This window comes from Desulfobacula phenolica (assembly GCF_900105645.1).
GTDB classification, from domain to species: domain Bacteria; phylum Desulfobacterota; class Desulfobacteria; order Desulfobacterales; family Desulfobacteraceae; genus Desulfobacula; species Desulfobacula toluolica.
In genome coordinates, this window is sequence record NZ_FNLL01000001.1 from 417,764 (window position 1) to 438,491 (window position 20,728).

Annotated in this window: 19 protein-coding genes and 1 pseudogene; 10 read left to right on the forward strand and 10 right to left on the reverse strand. The window is 40.1% G+C overall.

Features of this window, described 5'->3' with window-relative positions; all coding sequences use genetic code 11:
• The first annotated feature begins 24 nt into the window (after positions 1–24).
• Positions 25–717, forward strand: coding sequence for a transposase (locus BLT94_RS01770; protein WP_092229828.1), 693 nt, complete (start codon positions 25–27; stop codon positions 715–717).
• An 86-nt stretch (positions 718–803) separates the two neighbouring features.
• Here the strand turns inward: BLT94_RS01770 and BLT94_RS21745 are convergent, their stop codons facing one another.
• On the reverse strand, positions 804–998 hold the full coding sequence (locus BLT94_RS21745) for a hypothetical protein (RefSeq protein WP_139168964.1): 195 nt from the start codon (positions 996–998) through the stop codon (positions 804–806).
• A 292-nt stretch (positions 999–1,290) separates the two neighbouring features.
• On the opposite strand from BLT94_RS21745, the pseudogene BLT94_RS22730 reads away from it, so the two are divergent.
• Positions 1,291–1,661 (forward strand): annotated as a pseudogene (locus tag BLT94_RS22730) (IS66 family transposase); the annotation flags it as partial.
• 182 nt (positions 1,662–1,843) lie between these two features.
• Here BLT94_RS22730 and BLT94_RS01780 read toward each other — a convergent pair.
• Complete coding sequence (locus BLT94_RS01780; RefSeq protein ID WP_092229830.1) at positions 1,844–2,554, reverse strand: SapC family protein; 711 nt, start codon at positions 2,552–2,554, stop codon at positions 1,844–1,846.
• 254 nt (positions 2,555–2,808) lie between these two features.
• Here BLT94_RS01780 and BLT94_RS01785 point away from each other — a divergent pair, with 254 nt between their 5' ends.
• The 5 genes from BLT94_RS01785 to rfbB are packed head-to-tail and all read left to right on the forward strand — an operon-like array spanning position 2,809 to position 8,072.
• On the forward strand, positions 2,809–4,689 hold the full coding sequence (locus tag BLT94_RS01785) for a nucleoside-diphosphate sugar epimerase/dehydratase (RefSeq protein WP_092229833.1): 1,881 nt from the start codon (positions 2,809–2,811) through the stop codon (positions 4,687–4,689).
• A 41-nt stretch (positions 4,690–4,730) separates the two neighbouring features.
• Entirely contained in the window at positions 4,731–5,606 is an 876-nt protein-coding gene (gene rfbA, locus BLT94_RS01790) for a glucose-1-phosphate thymidylyltransferase RfbA (RefSeq protein WP_092229835.1), read from the forward strand.
• Entirely contained in the window at positions 5,606–6,154 is a 549-nt protein-coding gene (rfbC, locus tag BLT94_RS01795; RefSeq protein WP_092229837.1) for a dTDP-4-dehydrorhamnose 3,5-epimerase, read from the forward strand. Before rfbA ends, rfbC begins: the two co-directional genes overlap by 1 nt.
• Positions 6,151–7,041: a dTDP-4-dehydrorhamnose reductase gene (rfbD, locus tag BLT94_RS01800; protein WP_092229839.1), complete on the forward strand. Its 891-nt coding sequence runs from the start codon at positions 6,151–6,153 to the stop codon at positions 7,039–7,041. The genes rfbC and rfbD overlap by 4 nt, the downstream gene beginning before the upstream one ends.
• Positions 7,041–8,072, forward strand: a complete 1,032-nt coding sequence (rfbB, locus tag BLT94_RS01805; protein ID WP_092229840.1) for a dTDP-glucose 4,6-dehydratase — start codon at positions 7,041–7,043, stop codon at positions 8,070–8,072. The genes rfbD and rfbB overlap by 1 nt, the downstream gene beginning before the upstream one ends.
• A gap of 21 nt (positions 8,073–8,093) precedes the next feature.
• Here the strand turns inward: rfbB and BLT94_RS01810 are convergent, their stop codons facing one another.
• Complete coding sequence (locus BLT94_RS01810) at positions 8,094–9,143, reverse strand: glycosyltransferase family 4 protein (RefSeq protein WP_092229842.1); 1,050 nt, start codon at positions 9,141–9,143, stop codon at positions 8,094–8,096.
• A 114-nt stretch (positions 9,144–9,257) separates the two neighbouring features.
• On the opposite strand from BLT94_RS01810, the gene BLT94_RS01815 reads away from it, so the two are divergent.
• Together BLT94_RS01815 and BLT94_RS01820 are read left to right on the forward strand one after the other, a co-directional pair.
• Entirely contained in the window at positions 9,258–10,259 is a 1,002-nt protein-coding gene (locus tag BLT94_RS01815) for an NAD-dependent epimerase/dehydratase family protein (RefSeq protein WP_175530237.1), read from the forward strand.
• Positions 10,260–10,509: 250 nt separating this feature from the next.
• A complete protein-coding gene (locus BLT94_RS01820) occupies positions 10,510–11,619 on the forward strand; it encodes a lytic transglycosylase domain-containing protein (RefSeq protein ID WP_092229846.1) in 1,110 nt (369 codons plus the stop codon).
• 2 nt (positions 11,620–11,621) lie between these two features.
• Here the strand turns inward: BLT94_RS01820 and BLT94_RS21900 are convergent, their stop codons facing one another.
• The 3 genes from BLT94_RS21900 to guaA form a co-directional block, all read right to left on the reverse strand.
• Complete coding sequence (locus tag BLT94_RS21900; protein ID WP_175530238.1) at positions 11,622–11,780, reverse strand: hypothetical protein; 159 nt, start codon at positions 11,778–11,780, stop codon at positions 11,622–11,624.
• A gap of 140 nt (positions 11,781–11,920) precedes the next feature.
• Positions 11,921–12,910 (reverse strand): coiled-coil domain-containing protein, encoded by a 990-nt coding sequence (locus BLT94_RS01825; RefSeq protein WP_092229848.1) that lies wholly within the window; start codon positions 12,908–12,910, stop codon positions 11,921–11,923.
• 147 nt (positions 12,911–13,057) lie between these two features.
• Entirely contained in the window at positions 13,058–14,587 is a 1,530-nt protein-coding gene (gene guaA, locus BLT94_RS01830; RefSeq protein ID WP_092229850.1) for a glutamine-hydrolyzing GMP synthase, read from the reverse strand.
• 258 nt (positions 14,588–14,845) lie between these two features.
• Between guaA and efp the strand changes: the two genes are divergently transcribed.
• Positions 14,846–15,409 carry an elongation factor P gene (efp, locus tag BLT94_RS01835; protein WP_014956946.1) on the forward strand — a complete coding sequence of 188 codons (564 nt, stop codon included), beginning with the start codon at positions 14,846–14,848 and terminating at the stop codon, positions 15,407–15,409.
• A 162-nt stretch (positions 15,410–15,571) separates the two neighbouring features.
• Here the strand turns inward: efp and topA are convergent, their stop codons facing one another.
• From topA to secF, 4 genes are all read right to left on the reverse strand, one after another.
• Positions 15,572–17,839 (reverse strand): type I DNA topoisomerase, encoded by a 2,268-nt coding sequence (topA, locus tag BLT94_RS01840; RefSeq protein ID WP_092229852.1) that lies wholly within the window; start codon positions 17,837–17,839, stop codon positions 15,572–15,574.
• The gene (gene dprA, locus BLT94_RS01845; RefSeq protein WP_245742903.1) at positions 17,836–18,903 is read right to left on the reverse strand and encodes a DNA-processing protein DprA; all 1,068 of its coding nucleotides are present in this window, start codon (positions 18,901–18,903) and stop codon (positions 17,836–17,838) included. Before dprA ends, topA begins: the two co-directional genes overlap by 4 nt.
• Before the next feature lie 83 nt (positions 18,904–18,986).
• On the reverse strand, positions 18,987–19,685 hold the full coding sequence (gene ybgF, locus BLT94_RS01850) for a tol-pal system protein YbgF (protein WP_092229856.1): 699 nt from the start codon (positions 19,683–19,685) through the stop codon (positions 18,987–18,989).
• Between the two features lie 4 nt (positions 19,686–19,689).
• Positions 19,690–20,721 carry a protein translocase subunit SecF gene (gene secF, locus BLT94_RS01855; RefSeq protein ID WP_092229858.1) on the reverse strand — a complete coding sequence of 344 codons (1,032 nt, stop codon included), beginning with the start codon at positions 20,719–20,721 and terminating at the stop codon, positions 19,690–19,692.
• Positions 20,722–20,728 lie beyond the last annotated feature (7 nt).

Below are 20,728 nucleotides of genomic sequence, written 5' to 3' on the forward strand. Positions count from 1 at the left end.
GCATATAATAAGTTAGTAGTAACCATGCCAAGACGACCTCGACTAATTTATCCTGGAATTCCACTCCATATCATTCAGCGGGGCAACAACCGCCAAGCATGTTTTTTCGCTGATGATGATTATCTCTTCTATCTTGATTGGTTAGATGAATATGCTAAGATTTCTGGTTGTGCGGTTCATGCCTTCTCCCTGATGACCAACCACGTCCACCTCCTTTTGACCCCGGCTGATAAAAGCAGTGCCGGAGAATTGATGAAGAGATTGGGACAGCGTTATGTTCAGTACATAAATCGAACATATAAACGGAGTGGAACACTCTGGGAAGGGCGTTTCCGTTCATGCATCATACAGCAGGAAAACTATTTTCTGGCATGCCATCGTTATATTGAACTTAATCCAGTCCGTGCCAAAATGGTTGAGCATCCAGGGGAATATCGTTGGTCCAGTTACCGCACAAATGCACAAGGTGAAAGCTGTGAAATTTTAAGTCATCATTCCATTTACTTACTTTTGGGAACAACAAATAACGAAAGACAAACAGCCTACCGGGAATTATTTCGTTTTCAATTGGAGCCGGGTATAATCGATAACATCCGCAAAGCCACCAATGGCAATTTCGCATTGGGAAATGATCGTTTTCAAGATGAAATGGCTCAAATGCTGGGGCGTCGAGTAAAACCTGGTGTAGCTGGCAGGCCACGGAAACGAAAAGAGTAACAAGAATCAATGTAAAATTTTCTACACGCTTCTGGAAAATATATCAAGCATATCCTATTGAAAAAGGGGACAGATCTATTTTTAGTTTATGCATTAAACTCGTCACTGCCGTCTTTCGAAGATTGACGCGTGGTATAATTGATGGTAATCTTATGATCATACAATATTAAGAGGGAAGAGCCCAGATGCCAACCATTGCTATGTTCTATGGAATTCTGATCAGGATTGATCAACGACAAATATTTTTTTCCTTCGCATTGACTCGCGTTAAATGTAACCATAGCGCTTCTATTGCCTCACGAATAATGTTACCCAAAACAGATAATTATAAAATGCGGAGGGTAGATTGTGAGGTTATCAATGAGTGTTCATGCAAAAAGAGAATTGTTGGCTACCGTCAAATCATGGAAACTTCTTAAACACCAAATTCCAATAAGAACGTTTGCCGATTGGGAAGATGAAGAACCCGGTTTTTTTGAAGCCGACCTAGTTGCACATTGTGGCTGGAGCATGGAAGGATCATTCCTTTATACACTTGTTTTAACAGATGTTTCCACCGGTTGGGTGGAGTGCATAGCTCTTTTGCAGAGGGTGAAAGCCAATGCGCTCGAGAAAGGGGACTATGAGATCATTCTTTTTGAAATTCGGGATAAAAAAAAGACCCTCCTATTCAAATGTGTGATACCCTTTCAAGGAACATGTCCAGTGAATTTAAAATCATCCTGTGCCATTGCATCACCCATGCCCGCAGGGGTTTTTTTGAAGTAATCTCCAGCTTCCTGGATGAATGCCGCTATGTCATTGAGACTTTGGCAGAAGTTTATCATGTGGATGCTTAGGCCAAAGAGCAGAACATGACAGCAGATGAGCGGCGGGCATTTCACCAGGTCCATAGTGGCTCACAGATGAACGATTTACGTTCATGGCTCGACACCCAGATCAAAAGAAACCATCCTCATTTTTTTCAATGACCACGTAAAATTCTTTTTGCATAGTTTATCCCTTTTTTTATGTACAAAATATTTTTTATATTGGCAAGTGACGGAGAAACGGAAAGGTTTTTGTTTTTTTAAAAGTAAAGAATCCTGGCCCGAAGGCCAGGTTCTCAATGTTTGAATAAATTAGGTTAGCCCTTGGGCGCAGCAGGTGCAGGGGCCAGGAAATTGGAAAAATTGGATAGAGAATGGGTGTGTTCGTATACCAGCCCCATAGTGCCGTTTTTCACCATGTCGGCAAGGCTCTTGTCGTCAAGAGCAGTTAGTTTTTCCATGTCCACGCCTTTAAAGCCGTTAATGCTTTTTTCCGTCTGGTTGAGGGTGTACTTGAATGCTTTATCCACAATCAGCTCTTTTTCTTCCAGGGCGTTGAACAGGGCCTGAGTGGTTTTAAGCTCCTGTTGATAGACCTGCAGGAAATTGAGAATATTTTTTTGGACAAACTCGGTGGGCGCTCCGTCAGCCGTAAACAGGGGGTCTCCCATGCCGGATTTGAAATGTTCCGCCTCCGGGTCCAGGCACAGGGCAAATTTGTCTTCCTGTTCCTGGATTTTGGCCAAAGTAAAGGGGTAAAGTCTGAAATAAGCCGGGATATAAGGGACTTTCCAGTTGCCGGCTTCATCCACACAGGCGTTTTTGCCGATTTCAAGGGAAAGCAGTGCCTGGGGGATTCCGGGCGCGTTGTTCAGGAAGACAATGGGATAAAACCGGGAGGCATGCCGCAGTTCGGAAAAAGACAGTTTTACGGCGGAAATATCTTTGGCAAAGGTGAATCCGGATGTTTTTGTCAGTCTCAGATCCTGGTGTTTTGAATGTTCCAGAGGTTCGATTTTATTAAACATTTTATTATAACTCCTTATTTTAATTGCTATATGTTAATATTATCGATGATGAAGGGTTTGTATCATATATTGGTTTCAATGGCAATTTGTTTCCCTGTCAAGGCAATCGCATGGTATCTATTGATAAACAATGTGGGGAAGCTTTTTCTCATCGCCATAATCAGTCAGGGAATTGACAATGCCTTATTGATTTATTAAAAGTAACTTCAAAAGAAATTCTTGATATATATGTATGGGATATTTGATAATTTAAGATGAAAATTTACAGGAATCGACTGCTTATCATTGTTGCGGATATTCTGCTGCTATGCTGTGCCTTTTATTTTTCACATTTGATCCGGTTTGAATTTTCCATTCCTCAATGGGCATTTGAAAAATTTATCCGGATGCTTGGGGTTGTTTTATTTGTCAAGCTCCTCTGTTTTTTCTTTTTTGATTTGTATAAGGGAATGTGGAGATATTCGAGCCTTAATGAGTTTTTAAATATTGGGAAAGCCTCAACTGCCGGGACTGTTTTTCTTGTTGTCTTAATTCTCTACACGAACAGGTTTGAAGGAATTTCAAGGTCTGTATTTGTTATTGACTGGTTTTTGACGCTGTTTTTTATTATGGGATTGAGGCTGCTTATAAGGTTATGTTTTGAAAAATTCAGTAAACATAATGGGTGGCAAAGTTTTATTAACGGCGTATCTTCTTTTTTTAAAATAAAAAATCGGCAGGGGATCGGCACAATTATCATTGGGGCGGGCGATTGCGGACAAAAAATTTGTCGTGAGATTCGTTATAATTCATCAATCCATTATAATGTGCTGGGTTTTCTGGACGATGACCCGGGAAGAGTTGGCAGGAAAATACACGGCGTCTCTGTTTTAGACAAGATTGAAAATATCGGATTTGTGGTTAAAGCCACTGGTGCGGATGAAGCTATTATTGCAATTCCTTCTTTGGGTGCCGGTCGAATGAGAACCATTGTGGAACTTTGCAAGACCTGTGGCCTTAAATATAAAACAGTTCCCAGTATGGGAGAGCTGATTGATGGGAAAGTGTCTGTTCAGTCTATTCGAGACGTTGAATACCGGGATCTTTTAGGAAGAAAGCCTGTTGTTCTTGACAGAGAAAGTATAGGTAATTATTTGGGTAGCAAAACCATTATTGTTACCGGAGCCGGAGGATCGATCGGGAAAGGATTGTGCCGGCAGATATGCAGCTATCAACCGGATAAGATTATTCTTTTTGAAAGAGCGGAAAGTCCGCTTTATGATATTGATCTTGAACTTAAAAAAGAATTTGAACACGTTATTGTGATCCCGGTCCTGGGTGATATCCAGAATAAAGATGAACTTGAGAAAGTGTTTCAAGAGTATCAGCCGCATATTGTTTTCCATGCAGCCGCATATAAGCATGTTCCCATGCTGGAGGGATACCCGTGGAAAGCGATTGAAAATAACATTTTGGGAACCCGGAATGTTGCAAAAGTGTCGGAAAAATTTGATTGTGATAAATTTGTATTGGTATCAACAGACAAGGCTGTAAATCCAACCAGTATTATGGGCACAAGTAAAAGAATTGCCGAAATGATTATTCAGGATATGAGCGCTCACAGCCTTTCAAAAACAAGTTTTATTACAGTAAGGTTTGGTAATGTGATCGGCAGTGCGGGCAGCGTCATCCCCCTTTTTAAAAAACAGATAAAACAGGGGGGGCCGGTTACGGTTACCCATCCGGATGTTATCAGGTATTTTATGCTGATTCCGGAAGCATGTCGGCTTATCCTTCAGGCCGGTGCAATGAGTAAGGGAGGTGAGATTTTTATTCTTGAAATGGGTGAACCTGTAAACATAGACCATATGGCACGGGATTTGATCCGGTTTTCAGGGTTTGAGCCGGAATTTGATATCAAAATAGAGTATACGGGTCTCAGGCCGGGGGAAAAATTGTATGAGGAGCTTATTTTTGAAGGGGAAGACATTGTGCCCACCGAACATAAAAAAATCATGGTTCTATCGGGTCAGGCTGGTGAATCAGACCAGCTTAATGGCAGTATCGACCGCATAATAGAAATGGCCAGGGCCCGTGACGGTGAAAAAATTCGAACCCTTCTCAAGGAAATAGTCCCTGAGTATATGCCCCAATAATATGGGGTCACACATTCGGACTGAACCTAATAGGAATGAAAATGCGTAAAGGAATCATACTTGCCGGAGGATCGGGCAGCAGGCTTTATCCGTTGACCTATTCAGTCAGCAAACAGTTGATGCCGGTTTATGACAAACCCATGATTTACTATCCCTTGTCAACGTTGATGCTGGCGGGGATACAAGATATTTTGATCATCACCACGCCCCATGATCTGGAGAATTTTAAAGCTGTACTCAAAGATGGTTCCCAGTGGGGGATTTGTCTGCAATATGCGGTTCAACCGTCTCCGGATGGTCTGGCCCAGGCCTTTATTATTGGAGAAGAGTTCATTGGAAAAGATCCGGTCACCCTGGTGCTGGGAGATAATATTTTTTATGGTGAAGGATTGTCCGCTCGTTTTCAGAAGATTGCACAACATGATAGCGGGGCCACTATTTTTGGATATTATGTGAAAGACCCCCAACGGTATGGGGTGGCGGGCTTTGATGATCATGGAAATGTGACCAGCCTGGAAGAAAAACCAGATGTGCCCAAATCCAACTATGCCGTCACCGGGCTCTATTTTTATGATAATGAGGTGATTGATATTGCCAAACAGATTCAGCCGTCAGCCCGGGGTGAACTTGAAATAACCGATGTCAACAATGCCTATCTGTCCAAAGGTGCCTTGACCGTAGAGCTTTTCAGTCGGGGTACGGCCTGGCTGGATACCGGCACCCATGAATCATTGCTGGATGCCGGTATTTTTATGAAGGTCATGGAAGATCGCCAGGGGTTGAAAATCGCCTGTCCTGAAGAAATCGCCTGGAGAATGGGACTTGTTGATATTGATCAACTTGAAGCATTGGCCCATGGTATGCAAAAAAATGGATATGGACAATATTTAATGGATTTGATCAAACGGAAAATATAATGAAATACAAGCCACTTGCGATACCCGATGTTGTTTTAATGACTCCAAAAATCTTTGCGGATCAGAGGGGTTTTTTTATGGAAACCTGGCGTGCGGATGGGTTTAAAAAAAAGGTGGGGGATTATTCTTTTGTCCAGGACAATTGCAGCAAATCCACCCGGGGCATATTAAGGGGATTGCATTATCAAATTCGTCATCCCCAGGGCAAACTGGTGCGGGTCACATCCGGTGCGGTGTTTGATGTTGCCGTGGATCTGCGTAAAACTTCTGTGAATTTCGGCAAATGGGTGGGGGTGGTGCTGTCCTCGGAAAATAAGCAGTTGCTGTGGGTTCCCCCGGGATTTGCCCATGGGTTTTATGTGCTGAGTCATGAAGCGGAATTCGAATATAAATGTACGGATTATTATAACCCTGAAAGTGAGCGATGCATTCGATGGGATGATCCGGTATTGAATATTGACTGGCCTTTGTTCACGGATGCACAGCCCGTATTATCCCCTAAAGATGAGGCTGGCACCTCCTTTAACACAGCCGAGGTGTATCCATGAAAGTGTTGGTGATCGGTGCAAACGGTCAATTGGGATGGGAACTTGCCCGAACCTGCCCGGACAGTATCGGATCGGACAGTGTTGAATTGACGGCCCTGGGGTCTTCCAGGATTGATCTTTGCAGCACACAGAGCATACAACGCTGTATCCGCGATACATCACCGGACTGCATTATTAATGCGGCGGCGTATACGGCAGTTGACAGGGCAGAGCAGGAAATAGCGGCGGCATACCAGCTAAACCGGGATGGTGTTTCAGAGCTTGCAATGCAAGCAAAAAAAAACAAGATCAGCCTGGTTCATATTTCCACGGATTTTGTTTTTAACGGTGAAAATTTCAAGCCCTATACTCCGTATGATCATCCCTGTCCTGGGTCTGTTTACGGCAAATCAAAACTGGAAGGGGAAAGGGCTGTTAAGAGAATAATTGGCAGTACTGCATTGATTATCCGGACAGCCTGGCTGTATTCCGCCCATGGTCATAATTTTGTCAAAACCCTGCTCAAACTCATGGCTGAAAAAGAGAGCTTGAAGGTTATTGATGAGCAGATCGGGTCTCCCACATGGGCATTGGGTCTTGCCAAGGCCATTTGGGTGGCGATTGAAAAAGAGGTGAAAGGCATATTTCACTGGACAGATGCAGGCGTTGCCTCCTGGTATGATTTTGCCATGGCAATCCAGGAAGAAGGGCTTGATGCGGGCTTGCTTTCCAGGGCAATCCCCATTTTCCCTGTATCAACCAGTGAATATCCGACACCGGCCAAACGGCCCATGTACGGAGTTCTGGACAAACGGTCCATGTGGCAGGCAACCGGCATTACTCCTGTTCATTGGCGGGTGCAGTTAAGGGCCATGTTAAAGCAAGTGAATCTAAAGGAGCTGAATTGATGAAAACTCTTTTGGTAACCGGTGGTGCCGGGTTTATCGGTACGAATTTTGTCTATTATTGGCTGGATAAATACCCTGACGATAGGGTTGTGGTGTTGGATGCGTTAACATATGCCGGAAACAGGGAAAATTTATCCGGGGCAGATAAATTTTCTAAATTTATATTTGTTCATGGCAATATTCTGGATCAGGATCTGGTTGAAAACCTGTTGAAAAGATATCAAATCAATACCATTGTTCATTTTGCTGCAGAATCCCATGTTGATCGGTCCATTTCAGGACCGGATGAATTCATTAATACCAATATTGTCGGAACCCATTCCCTGCTCAAAGCAGCTAAGAATATCTGGCTGGATTCCCATACACCTGATCATCGGTTTCATCATATTTCAACTGATGAGGTTTACGGGACATTAAAACCGGATGATCCGCCTTTTTCAGAATCAACACCCTATGCCCCCAACTCGCCCTATGCTGCCAGTAAGGCGGCATCCGACCACCTGGTCCGTGCCTATCACAAGACTTATGGACTCCAGGTCACCACCAGCAATTGCTCCAATAATTTCGGGCCGTATCAATTTCCTGAAAAACTGATTCCCCTGCTGATTTCAAATATTCTTGATGGCAAGCCATTGCCGGTTTACGGCGACGGTAACCAGATTCGGGACTGGCTTTATGTGGATGATCACAACTATGGGGTGGATTTGATTCTTCATCGCGGAAAAGTCGGTGAAACCTATAATATCGGCGGGAATAACGAGACGGTCAATATCAATATGGTAAACCTGGTTTGTGATCGTATGGATAGGCTGTTTGCAGTAAATAAAGGGCTTGCAGACCGTTTTCCCGCATCACCATTCGGTCAAGGCAAAAAATCAAGGGATCTGATTACTCATGTTCAGGACCGGGCCGGCCATGACCGGCGGTATGCCATTGATGCCGGCAAGATTTCTTCGGAGCTGGGGTATTGTCCGAAAGAATCCTTTGAAACCGGTATGGACAAAACCCTGAAGTGGTATTTGAAATGCTGAAAAGCCCAGGGCACTTGGGCGTTAGATCAGTTGCTTTTTTTTGGCACAATAGAGAATGACCATTGAATAGATGATTTGAAATACCAGATATGGAATAAACAGCAGAAATTTTTGGGTATCCTGTGTGTTGATCAACTTGAATGCACCGAATCCCTGGGCCAGTCCGGTTGCGCAATAAAAAAGCGTGACAACTGTATGTGAATATCCAAGTTGGTTAAACAATTGATATAAATGTGTTCTGTGGGCCTGAAATATATTTTCTTTTGCAACAAGGCGTCGAAGAAATGTGAAAAAGGTATCATAGATAAAATGAAACAATAATAAGGGCATGACCAGCAAAGATGTGTGTGCGTTATCATACAACGATGAGATAATGGCAAGGGTGGCAAAGGTGAACCCTAAAAAGGTACTTCCCACATCCCCCATAAATAATTTGCCTTTTGGAAAATTGAATATTAAAAACCCCAACGTCCCCGCCATAAGCGTATAACACACAATGTAGGTGAAATTACTCCCTTGGCCAAAAGAGATAATGCCTAAAAAAAAGGACGTAATAACTGCATTCCCGCCTGCCATTCCATTTAATCCGTCCATAAAATTATAGGCGTTTGTAAGCCCCAGTATCCACACAAAAGTGATCAGATAACCCACGATTCCCAAGGCGTCACTTCCTGGAAAGGGCAGGTCTATCCGGGTGATAACCATGCCAAAAGAGATGACCGCTATGATGGCCACAATTTGCGTAAGCAATCTTAAAGATAAGGGTTTGTGCTTATAATCATCATAAAAGGACATGCCGGCAATCAAGAGACTGGAAACGGTAAAGCCCATGAAAATTTTGTGTGTGATCATGGTTTCATGGGCTATACAATATATGATCCCCATGCCTGAAAAAAAAGTGGTGACAATGGCTAAACCACCTGCCGTGGGTATTGGCTTTGTGTGTGAGGACCGATGATTCGGGGTGTCCATAATTTTGGCCCGCTGTATGATTTTCCAACAGATCATACTGGAAAACAAAAAAAGTCCAAAGGCAAAAACAAGGTGTTTTAAAAACGCAATCAGGGTCATGGTAATCTTTCGGAGTCTGCTAAGCTTAAGTTCGAAAGTTGAGTTATATGTTTTGCCGATTTTTAATTGAAATGGTATGAAGAGTCAAGTAAATTCTAAGGATCTGGAATGTTTATGAACAAGGGAATGATGAAAACAATATTGGTGACAGGGGCATTGGGGTTTATCGGGCAGGCAGTATGTAAAAAGCTTGCAAAAAACTATCGGGTCGTGGCATTTGACCGGAATGAGTCTTCTTGTTTTTATTCAAATTGTCTGTTTGTAAAAGCAGATATTACGGATGATAACTTGATAACCCAATTATGTGATACACACTGTTTTGATGCAGTGATTCATTGTGCCGGGATCGCCCACCAGAAAACCTGGGAAGTTGCCGCCAATTCCTATCGGGAAATAAACAGCAGGGCTGTTGAAAAATTGGCCCTGGCTGCCTCAAGATCAAACCCGGAAGTTTATTTTATATTTCTTTCATCCATATCGGTTTATGGAGAAGAAAATAATGGGGATGTGATCTCCGAAGAAAGTTCTTGTAAACCTACGAGCGATTATGCATTCAGCAAACTTGATGCGGAAAACCATTTGATTGACTTGTTCAATAAAGGCGTCATGAAAAAAGTAGATTTGCTTCGGTTGTCTCCTGTCTATGACCGCAACAATAGTTTTAATATTGATAAAAGAATTTTTGCGCCTGGAAAACTGGCCTATGTTTTGATAGGTAATGGTCAACAGAAAATGTCGGCACTGGCAAGGGGGAACCTTGTTGGTTTTATTCAATATAGACTTAATTCTGTGAATGATCAGAACAATGACAGTCACATTTTTTGCAATACATATAATGTATCGGATAAAATGCCTTATACTTTTAAGCAGATTATTACTATATTTTACCAATCTTCATACCGACCCACCCGTTTTATTATCAGGGTTCCCCTTTTTTTTATTAAAGTGATCACAAAGTGTGCTGCTTATGTGATGAGAAAAAGAAAGGTATGGTTCACTGCAGCATACAAAAAAATTAGTCTAAACTTGGTTTTTGATAATAAAAAAATGTTAAAAATTGGTTTTGAACCTGAACATGATCTGTCAACTGTATTTTTGGATCAACCGGATATTTGATAAAAAAGTATCATCTGCTTATCCATGAACCTTTTTTTGAGTTTCAGGCCTCTTTAAAATAACACATTTTAAGCATGATTTTTTTTAACTAACGGCCATAGCAGATCAAGCTGGCACAACAAAAAATGAAAGAGATCTGATTTCAACAAGTTAGAAGTTCTTTCATATAAAAAGGCCATGGCAGATTGACTTTGATATTTGATTTTGAGATGATTCATTACATAAAAATTTTTAATATCAGGATAAATTTATGCAATACAAATCTTTATGTAACGCAATTTTTATATCCATTGTATATTTTTTTTTATTTCCTTTGATCTGTTTGGGCACTGAACAGATCAAGTATCAAACTGCTCAACAGGATGTTCCATCATTAATGGAAAGTATCCGGTTTAAAAATGAGATTCACTATTGTGATATTAAAATCCCGTTGGATCATCAAGAAATAAAAGAAAGGCTTGAAAAAGAACTGCTGTTGGCGTTGTGGGACCGGCCCCAGGTGATTCTCTGGATTAAACGGTCTGCAAGGTATTTTCCTCATGTGGAACACATTTTAAAACAACATGGATTGCCCCTTGATTTGAAATATGTTCCGGTCATTGAAAGTGCATTAAGACCTCATGCCGGTTCCTCAAAAGGTGCTGTGGGATATTGGCAGTTTTTAAAGTCTACAGGAAGACGATATGGTCTCAGGATTGATTCTAAAGTAGATGAACGAAGAAATATTTTTAAATCAACCCATGCGGCATGTAAATATATAAAGGCGTTAAATGTGCAATTCGGGTCATATCTGCTTGCCTTGAGTGCATATAATATGGGCGAATATGGTTTGGAAGGTGAAATTGAAATTCAAAAAAACGATAATTTTTTTTCATTATATCTTCCCTTGGAAACCCAAAGATATGTTTTTAAACTTATTAGTGCCAAATTGATTTTTGAAAATCAGGAAAGATACGGTTTTTATTTGAAAAAATCAGATTTATATCCTGGTTTTACCTTTGATAAAGTTAATTTCAAATCGGATTTTAAAATGCCCATTGCCCTAATTGCCCGAGCTGCCGGCATACCCTTTAAAACGATTAAAGATTATAATCCAGAATTACGGGGACATTTCCTTGGTAAAGGAGATATTCAAATTTTGATACCAAAAGGAAAAGCAAAAGGATTTAAGGAACGGTTTACCGCTCATTATCAAAACTGGGAAAAAACATATAACACAAAATTTCACATTGTTAAACAGGGAGAAAGTCTGATCGGAATTGCTAAAGCATATAAGATATCTTTGTTTTCACTGTTAAAATTAAATGATCTTTCTGCGAACGGTATGATTCATCCAGGCGACAGGTTGACGATTGAATGAAATTATGAGGAGGTGGTGTCGGCTGTATTTTCTTTTTTTGGTTTTTGCTGTTTTTTAAAGCAGGTCTTATCCTCTCTTATGATGGCACAGAGCTTTGGGTTATGCAATTCCCTGCAGGTTGCGTGATTATAAAGCGGGCATTCCGGGTATTGTTTAGACATTTTAAATCCTTTTTAATGGTATCCCCAAAGAATGGATTATATATACCTTAATTTTCATGACCTTTCAACCCATTTTCCAGATGCACCGGTTGTATATGCCTGGAGTACGAAGGCAAAAAAAGAAAATCCCTCAGTGATCCCTATTGTGTTAAGGACTCTTCTTCAATTATCATGAAACCGGATGAATCAATATTGATAGGCTTTTTGGGTTCGTTTTGGGTTGATATTTTTTTTGTTGAATTTTGAGGTGAAAAAGATGCCGGAAGCAAGTCAAGACTTTTTTGTATCCGGGCTATATTGCTAATGAGTTCCTGGTTCAAGGTATATACCTTCTCGTCTGTTTTTTTCATATGAGTGTTTAAATCCGTTTTCAATTGAATTAATTTTTCATCCAGTTGTGCTTGAGAAATTGTCTCCTGGTCTAATCTTTTATGTTTTTTATCCAGAAGACTTAAATTCATTTGAAGTTCACCTATTTGCTGTTCATAATCGGAAAGTTCTAACAGTCCGTCATTAAATGTTTCTTTGAACAGGGCTATTTCTTCTTTTATTTGCCGCGTGGTTTTATCAAAGATAACTTGATTTTTTGTTACGGCAGAAAGGGTTTCTTTGTTGACTCTTTCAAGGGTCTGAAGAGTTACTTTATCTTGATTTGTGTTATTGGAAACACGTTTTTCAAGTTTAATAAACTGATTTTGAATGGTTTTATTGTCAGCTTTTCCGCTGACTAATTTCGCAATACTGCCTTCAATTGAAACCGTTTTATTGTTAAGTTCCGGCAGCTTGTTATCAAGATCATACCGGTTCCTTGCTATTTTTATATCAAGCGCATTTAATTTTTCCTCTAATTGTTGTGAAATTCTGTCGACCTGGTTTTGTTTGGTCTGATCAACATCCACAACTCGTTCTTTCATATCAAGGTAGGCAAATATTAGAATGGCACTGATAAGACAGGGAATAATGATGGAAATGATCGTCACCCGGTTGGAAAGTTTCTCGATTTTCAATGTGTTGATTTCTTCGTGATGTGTTGATGCAGGAATTGGCCTGCCCGTGTGTTTGGAAAGCTCTTCCTCATCGTCAAAATTCAGGTTATCAGGTCTGAAATCTTTTAAATTCATTGAACCCATTCTTATATCCTGCTTTTTTTTATAGCAACTTGATTTGCCATGCCCGTTACTGGTATTTTTATATGAAAGTTTTCAAAAACCCAAACAGCGACTTTTATGTTTTGTTGTGGGCAGACCAAGATGAAATACAAGGTCTGCCCGTGGCAGTTATTCCCATTCAATGGTTCCGGGAGGTTTTGATGTTATATCAAAAACAACCCTGTTAATATTTTCAACTTCATTGATAATCCTGTTGGAAATTTTACCCAAGAGATCATGGGGCAATTTTGCCCAGTCAGCCGTCATGGCATCATTGCTGGTGACAGCTCTGATCGCAATACAATTTGCAAAGGTTCTTTTGTCTCCCATTACCCCCACGCTTTTTATGGGCAGCAGAACTGCAAAAGATTGCCATAATTTTCTGTAAAGCCCGGCTTCTTTGATTTCTTCAAGCAAAATGGCATCGGCATCTCTTAGAATTTCAAGTCGTGAAGCAGTGATTTTCCCCATGATCCTGATGGCAAGACCGGGTCCTGGAAAGGGTTGGCGCCATACAAGATCCTCGTTGATGCCAAGCTCTAAGCCTAATTTTCTGACTTCATCTTTGAACAGCAGTTGCAAAGGTTCAATTAATTTGAGTTTCATTTTTTCCGGCAGACCACCGACATTATGATGAGATTTGATGATGGAGGTGGGACCGCCAAAGGCTGATTTGGATTCAATAATATCAGGATACAACGTTCCCTGACCGAGAAACTCTGCTCCGTCTATCTTATTGGCTTGGGCGTCAAATACATCTATAAATAGATTTCCTATGATTTTGCGTTTTTTTTCAGGGTCGGTTACGCCTTCTAATGCAGTTAGAAAATTTTCTTTTGCATTTACAAATTTGATGTTCAGATCAAGTCCGGCTGTCAGGTTTTTTTCAAGCCCCTCTTTCTCACCTTTTCGCAAGAGTCCATTGTCCACAAAGATGCAAAATAAATTTTTGCCGATTGCTTTATGAATAAGAGTTGCAGCAACTGATGAATCAACACCGCCTGAAAGCCCCATGATCACTTTTTTGTCTCCAACAGCTTCTTTAATCTGGGAAATGGCACCATCGCAAAATGATTTCATATTCCAGTTTTCCCGGCACTTGCAGACATCAAATAAAAAATGACGGATCATGAGGGTTCCGTTTTTAGAGTGTTCCACCTCAGGATGAAACTGAAGACCGTAAAATTTTTTTTCATGATTTGCAATGGCTGCGATAGCCGTATTTTGAGTTGAAGCGGTAATAACAAAATTTTCCGGCAATTTAATTGCGGAATCTCCATGGCTCATCCAGCATTGGAAGCCTGTTTCCATGTCTTTGAATAAAGGGGCAGGCTCTTTTATATCAAGGCTTGCAAAGCCATATTCCCGTTTTGTTGCTTTTTTGATTTTGCCGCCGAGCGTATGGACCATAAAATGCATCCCGTAGCAGATGCCAAGGATGGGGACGCCAAGATCAAAAATGGATTTATCAATTTTAGGACTGTCTTCTTCATATATGCTTGAAGGGCCTCCGGAAAGAATAATGCCTTGGGGATTAAGTTCCTTTATTCTGGAAACTGAAATATTTGACGGCTCTACCTGGCAATAAACGTTATTTTCTCGAACTCTTCTTGCAATAAGCTGGTTGAATTGAGAACCAAAATCAATAACAATGATCATATAAATTATTCCTATAATAATATTTTTCTAAAACATTATATTTCCTATAATACCGATAAAAAAGCAAGTTGTTTTTATCCTGAGGTTGCCAATTTGCCCTTAATGTGATTAACTGCCACGGGCAGACTTGGTATTTCACCTTAAGCTTTGCCGCAACAAAATATGAAGGTCTTTGTTTGGATTTTTCAAAATTTTCATATAAAAGAGAGATCTGTGAGAAAGTCTGTTATGTTTGAAAGATAAATTTAGGAGCATTACATGTATTTAGCAAGTGATTTGAGAAAGGGTTTAAAGTTTGAAATAGACGGAGAACCTTATGTTATTATTGGATTTGAATTTAAAAAACCCGGAAAAGGGCAATCCCTGTATAAATGTAAATTAAAAAACATGATCACCGGGTCCCAGTTTGAAAGAACCTACCGATCCGGTGATAAATTTAAAAAAGCGGATCTTGAAGAACAGGAAATGGAATATCTGTATTCGGATAAGGACAGCTACTGCTTTATGAATACATCCAATTATGAGCAGCATTTTTTGACAAAAGATCAGTTAGGGGATGCAATAGATCTGCTAAAGGACAATACGCTGTGTACAATCCTTTTGTATAACGGACTTCCCATTGGCATAACATTGCCAAATTTTATTAACCTGGAAGTGATCAAGTCAGAACCCTGGGCAAAAGGAGATACTGCCACCGGAAGCACCAAGCCCGCTATACTTGAAACAGGGTTTGAAGTCCAGGTGCCGCCTTTTATAGAACAAGGACAAATGATAAAAATTGATACCAGAACCCGCGAATATGTAGAACGGGTTAATGAATAATATGGTTTGAAATTTTAAAAGTTTTCTATCCGGAGAATCTGTATAGTGATGGTATTTCATGCGACATACCATCATGCGATACACCACAATATGATAAAGCACCATATGACACAACAATTGTTAAATAATTAAAACCGGGCAGATAATCAGGACGGATTTTTTTTATTGATGCTCTTTGAACCCACACTTTCGATCCGGGCATTTTAAGAATTTTCCTTCCTTTTTGGTCTCTTTTTCAACAAGATAGGGAGAACTGCAATCCGGACAAGCTCTATCAATTGGTTTGTCCCAGGATGCAAATGTGCAATCCGGGTATTTTGAGCAGCCGAAAAAGATTTTCCCTCTTTTTGTCTTTTTTTCTAAAATTGTTCCTGAGCAATCTGTTTTTGGACATTTTACCCCGATATCCTTACTGCTGTATTCACCGTTGACGGACTCAGTATGCTTACAGTCCGGGTATCCGGTGCAGGCGAGAAAGAGACCGAAACGGCCGTCTTTTTGAACCATGGGTTTGCCGCATTTGATGCAATCTTTGACTTTTGTATTGTCAACAATTTTTTCAACAATTGAAATATTGCCTTTTTCATCCCGAAGATAATTGCTGGTAAAAGAACAGTCCGGATATCCCGTACATGCAAGAAAATGGCCGTTTCTGCCGATTTTTATATTCAATTGCTTCCCGCAGGACGGACAGACCAGGCCGGTCTCAACTCCGACGCCTTTTAAGCTGATCATGTTTTCACTTGCAGCATCCAGATATTTTTTAAAAGATGCATAAAAATCAGTTAAAAGCTGCACTTCTTCCAGGTTGCCGGTTTCAACATCGTCAAGATTTGTTTCCATCTGGGCTGTAAATGAGATGTTTAAAATATTTGGAAAAGAAGCTACCAATAGGTCATTCACAATAAATCCAAGCTCACTGGGCGCAAAATATCGATTTACAAGATCAACATATCCTTTGTCCCTAATCACTGACAGGATGGATGCATAGGTACTGGGTCGTCCGATTCCGTTTTTTTCAAGCTCTTTGACAAGTGATGCCTCGGAAAACCTTGGCGGAGGCTTTGTAAAATGCTGTTTTGGAAAAATTTCCAGTGTTTTTAAAACAGTTCCTTCTTTGGCATCAGGTAAAGCCTGTATATCTTTTTCTTTTGATTCATTATTTGGGGAATAAAGACTCATGAATCCTAAGAATCTAACTGTTGAACCGCTGACAGAAAACATGTATTTATCCGTTGCCTTAATCAGAATTGTTTTCTGGTCAATGATGGCCTGTGCCATTTGAGATGCAACAAATCGTTTCCATATCAGATCATAGAGCTTAAACTGGTCTGGAGACAGAAAATTTTTTATTTTTTCAGGTGAGTGAAACACAGATGTCGGGCGAATGGCTTCATGGGCATCTTGAACCTTGTTCTTGTTTTTGAAGAATCTGGGGGTGCTTAATGCAAATTCATCTCCTATTGTTTGTGCAATAAAGGATTGTGCCTCCCGGGCTGCATCAGGAGCAATTCTGGTTGAATCCGTACGCATATAGGTAATGAGACCTTCGGGGCCTCCTGTTCCTATTTCAATGCCTTCATAAAGCTGCTGTGCAACAATCATGGTTTTTTTTGCGGAAAACCTTAGCCGATTGATTGCATCCTGTTGAAGTTTACTGGTGATAAAAGGAGGTGACGGGTTCCGTTTAATAGTTTTGGTTTTTATTTCATGAATAACAAATTGCGCAGCTTTAAGATCTTTTAAAATACCTGAAGCCTGTTTTTCGTTGGTAACCTTGGCCTTTTTATTGTTAATCTTAATGAGGGCAGCATTAAACTTAGGAGGGGATTGTGAAAGAAGGTCGGCTGTGATCGTCCAGAACTCTTCCGGAATAAATTTTCGAATTTCCCTTTCCCTGTCACAAATAATTTTAACGGCAACAGATTGAACCCTTCCTGCACTTAACCCCCTCTGGACTTTTTGCCATAATAAAGGGGAAATCTGATATCCAACCAGCCGGTCAAGCTTTCTTCTTGCCTGCTGGGCATCATATTTATTGGCATCCGGTATAAGGGTCTTTTGTAATGCCTCTTGAATTCCCTTTTTGGTTAATTCATGAATAAGAACACGATGAAAAATCCGGTCTTTTTTCTTTAAAATATCCATAATATGGAATGCAATGGCTTCACCCTCGCGATCCGGATCAGGTGCAAGATAAATTTCTTTGGCATCTTTGGCCAATTTCTTCAGATTGGAAATAACTTTGGATTTGTCTTTTATGTTAACATATTCTGCCTGAAAATTTTTTTCAATATCAATACCAAGGGTTTTAACAGGAAGATCCCTTATGTGGCCGGCACTTGCAGCAACATTAAATTCCTTTCCAACATATTTTTTTAATGTTTTGATTTTTGTTGGGGACTCGACGATGATTAGGGGTTTTGTCAATGGTATTCCTCCGAGATCGAATAATAATTACCCTGATGGCGCATCACTGTGCCTTGCAGTTCCAAATCAATTAATTGGGATGTAACCTGAGAGCTTGTCATCCCGCTTTTTTCGATTAACACATCAATATGTACAGGGTAAGGGTCAAGAAAATTCATAATTAAAGATTTATTTTGTTTGCAACATTTATAATCAGTTGATTTTTGTTTTTGTAAAGGAGCTGCTTGAAAGTTTTCTTTTTTTTCATGAATAAAATGATGAAGTTCATCCATAATATCATTTTCATTTTCAACCAGCCTTGCACCTTGCTTGAGCAGAGAATGGGTGCCCTCGCTTTTTTTTGATTTTATACTGCCCGGAACTGCAAATACCTCTCGATTATATTCCGTGGCCAGTCGGGCAGTGATCAGAGATCCACTTTTTTTGGCTGCTTCAACAACAATACTTCCACAGGATAAACCTGCAATGATACGGTTTCGAGTGGGGAAATTTGATGGATATGGCTCTGTATTCAGTTTGAATTCTGAAAAAACAGTGCCGTTTTCCGCAATAGCCTGAAACAGACTTTTATTCTCCCTGGGATATATTTTATTCAATCCTGATCCCAATACGGCAATGGTCTTTCCCTTTGCTCTTAACGCACCTTTATGTGCCATGGAATCAATTCCTCTTGCAAGGCCGCTGACAATCTGAAATCCTTTTCCGGCAAGATTATATGCGAAATTTTCAGATGCGCTTAACCCATAGCCGGTTGCAGCTCTTGAGCCGATAATGGATATACAAGGAGAGCTGTTATCGAGTTTGCCCACATATGTCAAAAAAGGCGGCGGATCAGGGATTTGTTTGAGCAACACAGGATATTCGCAATCCGTTAAAGTTACAATGTTAATATTTTTGTTTAAAACAATTTCCAATTCTTTTTTTGCCCGGTACACAAATGCTTTATGATTGACGATGTTGTCTCTTACTTTTGCAGAAAGTCTGTTAACCTTTCCAAGCTGATGTTCGGATGTTTTTAAAACGATTTCAGGTGATCCAAATTGATCTATTAATCTTTTATACATTATATTGCCCAAAAACGGGATTTCCCGCAGCGTAAACCAAGGCAGATATTTTTCAAAAGAATTATTTTTTCGTAAAAAGGATATTATTCAAAATCTCCAAGTTTTTTCTGAGCTTTTTCCGCAGCAGGTGAAAAAGGATATTGTTTTAATACTTGTTTTAAATAGTGGTTTGCCCGGTTGAAATCATCCAGCAACAAATATGAATAGCCTGTTTTTAATATGGCATCAGGCACTTTTTCCGATTTGGGATATTTTATTTCCAGGCCTTTGAATACCTCAATTGCCTTTTTATAATCTTTCAGAGAATAATGACATTCACCAAGCCAATAAACACAATTGTCTGCCAGACTGTTTTGAGGATAATGTTTAATAAATTCGGAGAACAAGCCTGCAGCCTTTGAAAAATTGTTTTCAAGCAAAAGATTTCTTGCTTTTTTGTATAAATCAGCCGGTTTGAGGGCCTCAATTTTATACTGGATAGGGGCTGCAAGTTGTTGTTTTTTTTCAAGAAATGAAATTTTTTTCTCCGGGGTTGAGATGATATCCTGAAGTGTTTGTATAATGGTATTATTTTTTTCTATTTGATATTTTAAAGTTGCCTGATCCTGCTTTATACCGGTAAGCTCAGATTCCAATTCCACAAGCTTTGTGTGACATAAAGTCTCTTCTTTGTCGTTTCCTGCGGGCGTTTTAACAGAATGCATCGCACCGCAGGAAACAAAGAAAAACGACAGGATAAGAAAATAAACAGGTTTATACAATCGTTTTTTTAAACAGGGCATTTCACTACCTTTTGTTGGTCGCAAGAACAATGGGGGATGCCACAAATATGGAAGAATAGGTGCCGATAAGAACACCGATAATCATGGCAAATGCAAAATTATGAATAATTTCTCCACCCAGAAAATAAAGGGCCAAAAGAACGATCAATGTTGTTACTGATGTTAAAATCGTCCTTGAAAGGGTTTCATTGATGCTTCTATTAAACAGTAACGGCAGTGAGTCCGTTGTTTTGGCTCCTTTTACATTTTCCCTGATCCGGTCAAAGACAATAATGGTATCATTTAATGAATATCCAATAATGGTTAAGAGTGCCGCAATAATCGGTAATGAAAAATCCAGGTTTAACATCGAAAAGATTCCCACGGTGATCAATACATCATGCAAAAGCGCAACAATAGCACCCATGGCATATTTGAGGTGTAACATCCAAAACAATACCAGTGTTACAACCAGGGCTGCCGTGATCAGAACAACCATGCTTACATTAAATACGGACAGAAAATATACCGCAGTCATAAGAGAACCCGCTGTTACACCCGATAACATCCATTTTAACTCAAACCTGCCTGAAATATATATGGTGATAAACAGCAGGGAATAAAAAATGGCTAACAGCGCTTTTTTCCTTAAATCCTGTCCGACCTGGGGGCCGACCATTTCCACTCTTCGGATTTCAGGAGCAATTCCTGTGGATGATTTGACAGCTTCAATCACGGATTGAGACAAGCCTTTACTGGTCATTTCCAGGTTGCTGGTTCTAACCAAAAATTCATGGTCCTGGGGTTGTCCGAAATTTTGTACCGAAGCATCGTTAAAGCCTATATCGGATAGGGCTGATCGTATTTTTCCAACAGGAACCTGTTCTGAAAATTTTAGTTGAATTAAGGTTCCGCCAACAAAATCGACACCATAGTTAGGCCCTTTATTAATGATGAGAGACCCGATGCTCAAGAGGATAAGGATGGTTGATAAAACAAATCCGATTTTATGTTTACCAATAAAGTCTATATTAATATCAGACTTGATAATTTGCATTATGTAT